Origin of the sequence: Escherichia sp. MOD1-EC5189 (genome assembly GCF_002966045.1) — a bacterium.
Lineage (GTDB): Bacteria > Pseudomonadota > Gammaproteobacteria > Enterobacterales > Enterobacteriaceae > Escherichia > Escherichia coli_F.
Genome location: NZ_PTRX01000066.1, coordinates 1 through 3,685 on the forward strand (window position 1 = coordinate 1; position 3,685 = coordinate 3,685).

General features: G+C 53.5%; 4 protein-coding genes. 1 reads left to right on the top strand and 3 read right to left on the bottom strand.

Annotation, left to right across the window (positions count from 1 at the left end; all coding sequences use genetic code 11):
• The 3 genes from frdC to frdA all read right to left on the bottom strand — a co-directional run.
• Positions 1-395 (bottom strand): fumarate reductase subunit FrdC (gene frdC / locus ATB02_RS25260; protein WP_000208757.1); only part of this gene is annotated, 395 nt, incomplete at its 3' end.
• A gap of 10 nt (positions 396-405) precedes the next feature.
• Positions 406-1,140, bottom strand: a complete 735-nt coding sequence (frdB, locus tag ATB02_RS25265) for a fumarate reductase iron-sulfur protein (RefSeq protein ID WP_105272385.1) — start codon at positions 1,138-1,140, stop codon at positions 406-408.
• The gene (frdA, locus tag ATB02_RS25270; protein ID WP_001192973.1) at positions 1,133-2,941 is read right to left on the bottom strand and encodes a fumarate reductase (quinol) flavoprotein subunit; all 1,809 of its coding nucleotides are present in this window, start codon (positions 2,939-2,941) and stop codon (positions 1,133-1,135) included. Before frdA ends, frdB begins: the two co-directional genes overlap by 8 nt.
• 324 nt (positions 2,942-3,265) lie before the next feature.
• Between frdA and epmA the strand changes: the two genes are divergently transcribed.
• Positions 3,266-3,685 (top strand): elongation factor P--(R)-beta-lysine ligase (gene epmA, locus ATB02_RS25275; protein ID WP_105272386.1); only part of this gene is annotated, 420 nt, incomplete at its 3' end.

The following is a 3,685-nucleotide window of genomic DNA, read 5'->3' on the forward strand; positions in this document are numbered from 1 at the left end:
TACCAGTACAGGGCAACAAACAGGATTACGATGGTGGCAACCACGGTTACCGCCCAGAGACTTTTGATAATTGGCTCTGGTCCCATTTTTTCGTCTTTTACAATGATATTGGCCGCTTTCGGTGCCAGCTCAAACCAGGTTTTGGTGTGCAGCAGAGCTGCTGCCAGAGTGATCAGGTTAATGATCACGATAACCGGGTTTTGTAAAAAGTCGACGAATCCCGCCCAGGCTTCCGGGCCATTTTTCAAGGCAAACAGCCCGAAAATCAGTTCAATGCTGAACCACACAGCCGGAACTGCCGTGCCTTCGCGCAGCATGTAAAAGCGATAAAACGGCAATTTTTTCCACCAGGTGGACGTCATTGGCCGTACATACGGTTTACGTTTAGTCGTCATGTTGCACTCCTTAGCGTGGTTTCAGGGTCGCGATAAGAAAGTCTTTCGAACTTTCTACTTTGCCCTGCTGAATGGCCGCAGCCGGATCGACGTGTTTCGGGCAGACTTCGGAGCAGTAGCCCACGAAAGTACAGCTCCATACGCCATTCTGGCTGTTCAACTGCGCCATACGCTCCTTCTTACCGTGGTCGCGGCTATCTTCGTTATAACGATGCGCCAGCGTAATGGCAGCCGGACCGATGAACTCGGGGTTCAGGCCAAACTGCGGGCACGCGGCGTAGCACAGACCACAGTTGATGCAACCGGAGAACTGGTGATACTTCGCCATCTGCGCCGGGGTCTGGATGTTAGTACCCTGATCCGCGGTGCGGGAGTTGCCGATGATGTACGGTTTGATCGCTTCCAGACTTTCGATAAAGTGAGCCATATCGACCACCAGATCGCGTTCAATCGGGAAGTTAGCTAACGCTTCAACCTTCATACCGTCGGTGTAGTCACGCAGGAAGGTTTTGCATGCCAGTTTTGGCACGTTGTTAACCATCATGCCGCAGGAACCACAAATCGCCATACGGCAGGACCAGCGGTAGCTCAGGTCCGGTGCCAGGTTGTCTTTGATGTAGCCCAGCGCATCCAGTAATGAGGTAGTTGCGTCATAAGGCACTTCATAGAATGCGCTATGCGGTGCGGTATCGACTTCCGGGTTATAGCGCACCACCTCAATTTTCAGGTTTTTCATCTCAGCCATTCGCCTTCTCCTTCTTATTGGCTGCTTCCGCCTTATCGGCTGCATCCGCTTCGCCACCGTAAACGCGTTTAGCTGGCGGCAGCGTTGTAATCTTCACGTCGCTGTACTCCAGGCGAGTTGTGCCATCAGCATCGCGGAAGGCGAGGGTGTGTTTGAGGAAGTTGACGTCGTCACGCTCGGTGCAACCTTCGTCCAGACGCTGGTGCGCGCCGCGGGACTCTTTACGTGCCATTGCGGAGTGCGCCATACATTCAGCAACGTTCAGACCGTGGCCCAGTTCAATGGTGTAGAGCAGGTCGGTGTTGAACACGCTGGAGGTGTCGGTGATGCGCACGCGCTTGAAGCGTTCCTGCAGCTCAGCCAGCTTGTCGATGGTTTTCTGCATCAGTTCCGGCGTACGGTAGATACCGCAACCTTCTTCCATTGCCAGGCCCATTTCGTCGCGGATCTTCGCCCAGTTTTCGCCGCCATCCTGGTTAACCAGATCTTTCAGACGTTGTTCAACGCCAGCTGCCTGCGCTTCAATTGCCGCTTCGTTGCCATTACCGGCAGTTGCTGCACGCTCTGTCGCTTGTTCACCGGCCAGACGGCCGAAGACCACCAGTTCCGCCAGCGAGTTGGAGCCCAGACGGTTTGCGCCGTGCAGACCAACAGAGGAACATTCACCGACGGCGAACAGACCTTTAATGCGGGTTTCACAGTTCTGATCGGTTTCGATACCGCCCATGGTGTAGTGCGCGGTCGGACGTACCGGAATCGGTTCTTTAACCGGATCGACGCCAACGTACGCTTTCGCCAGTTCGCAGATGAACGGCAGACGTTCGTGCAGTTTTTTCTCGCCGAGGTGACGCAGGTCGAGGTAAACCACATCGCCACGCGGTGTGGAGATGGTGTTGCCTTTACGCCATTCATGCCAGAAGGCCTGAGAAACTTTGTCGCGTGGACCCAGTTCCATATATTTGTTTTTCGGCTCGCCCAGTGGAGTTTCCGGACCCATGCCGTAATCTTGCAGATAACGGTAGCCATTTTTGTTGACCAGAATACCGCCTTCACCGCGGCAGCCTTCGGTCATCAAGATACCGGAACCTGGCAGACCGGTTGGGTGATACTGAACGAATTCCATGTCACGCAGCGGAACGCCGTGGCTTAGCGCCATACCCATACCGTCACCGGTAACGATGCCGCCGTTGGTGTTGTAACGATAAACGCGACCTGCACCGCCGGTAGCCATAACGACCGCGTTAGCACGGATCTGCACCAGCGTGCCTTCCATCATGTTCATTGCTACCAAGCCGCGAACATGACCATCATCAACCAGAATATCCAGTACGAAGTGCTCGTCAAAACGCTGGATCTGCGGGAATTGCAGAGAAGTCTGGAACAGCGTGTGCAGCATATGGAAGCCGGTTTTATCGGCGGCGAACCAGGTACGCTCGATTTTCATGCCGCCGAAGCGACGTACGTTGACGCTACCATCCGGGCGACGGCTCCATGGGCATCCCCACAGTTCCAGTTGGGTCATTTCGGTTGGGCAGTGGTGGACGAAATAATCCACGACATCCTGCTCACACAACCAGTCGCCACCCGCTACTGTATCGTGAAAGTGATATTCGAAGCTGTCATGATCCTGCGCGACAGCGGCGGAGCCCCCTTCTGCAGCAACGGTATGGCTACGCATAGGGTATACTTTTGAGATTAGTGCGATTTTTGCATTTGGATTTGCCTGCGCGGCAGCAATTGCAGCACGTAATCCCGCGCCACCGGCGCCTACAATGGCAAGATCGGCTTGAAAGGTTTGCACGACATTCCTCCAGATTGTTTTTATCCCACAGCCCCGTACTTCAGGGTAAGTGCCTGAAAGTTACGGTCTGCGAACGCTATTCCACTGCTCCTTTATAGGTACAACAGTATAGTCTGATGGATAAGTCTGAAATTTGACGAGATCGATTTTTTTAGTGCGCAAGAGGGCTAAATTATCACTGAAGATGATTAATTTAATTACTAAACCATCAGATCGTGCTTTTTTTAGTCACCGCCCACCGTTGATTGATACCTGCGTAAAATTTGTCTCGCCGCCGCGTTGCGAGTAGACTTCGTGCCCTTGTCAAAAAATGGAGATTTAACTATGAGCGAAACGGCATCCTGGCAGCCGAGCGCATCCATTCCTAACTTATTAAAACGCGCGGCGATTATGGCGGAGATCCGTCGTTTCTTTGCCGATCGTGGAGTGCTGGAGGTGGAGACGCCTTGTATGAGCCAGGCGACGGTAACCGATATTCATTTGGTCCCGTTTGAGACGCGTTTCGTTGGCCCCGGGCATTCGCAGGGGATGAATCTCTGGTTAATGACCAGCCCGGAATACCATATGAAACGCCTGCTGGTTGCCGGTTGTGGGCCGGTTTTCCAGCTGTGTCGCAGCTTCCGTAATGAAGAGATGGGGCGTTATCACAACCCTGAATTCACTATGCTGGAGTGGTATCGACCGCACTATGATATGTACCGGTTGATGAACGAGGTGGACGATCTCTTGCAACAGGTGCTGGAC

Excerpts from the sequence above, each read along its gene's own strand:
- frdB (WP_105272385.1), bottom strand. The coding sequence starts at position 1,140 with ATGGCTGAGATGAAAAACCTGAAAATTGAGGTGGTGCGCTATAACCCG.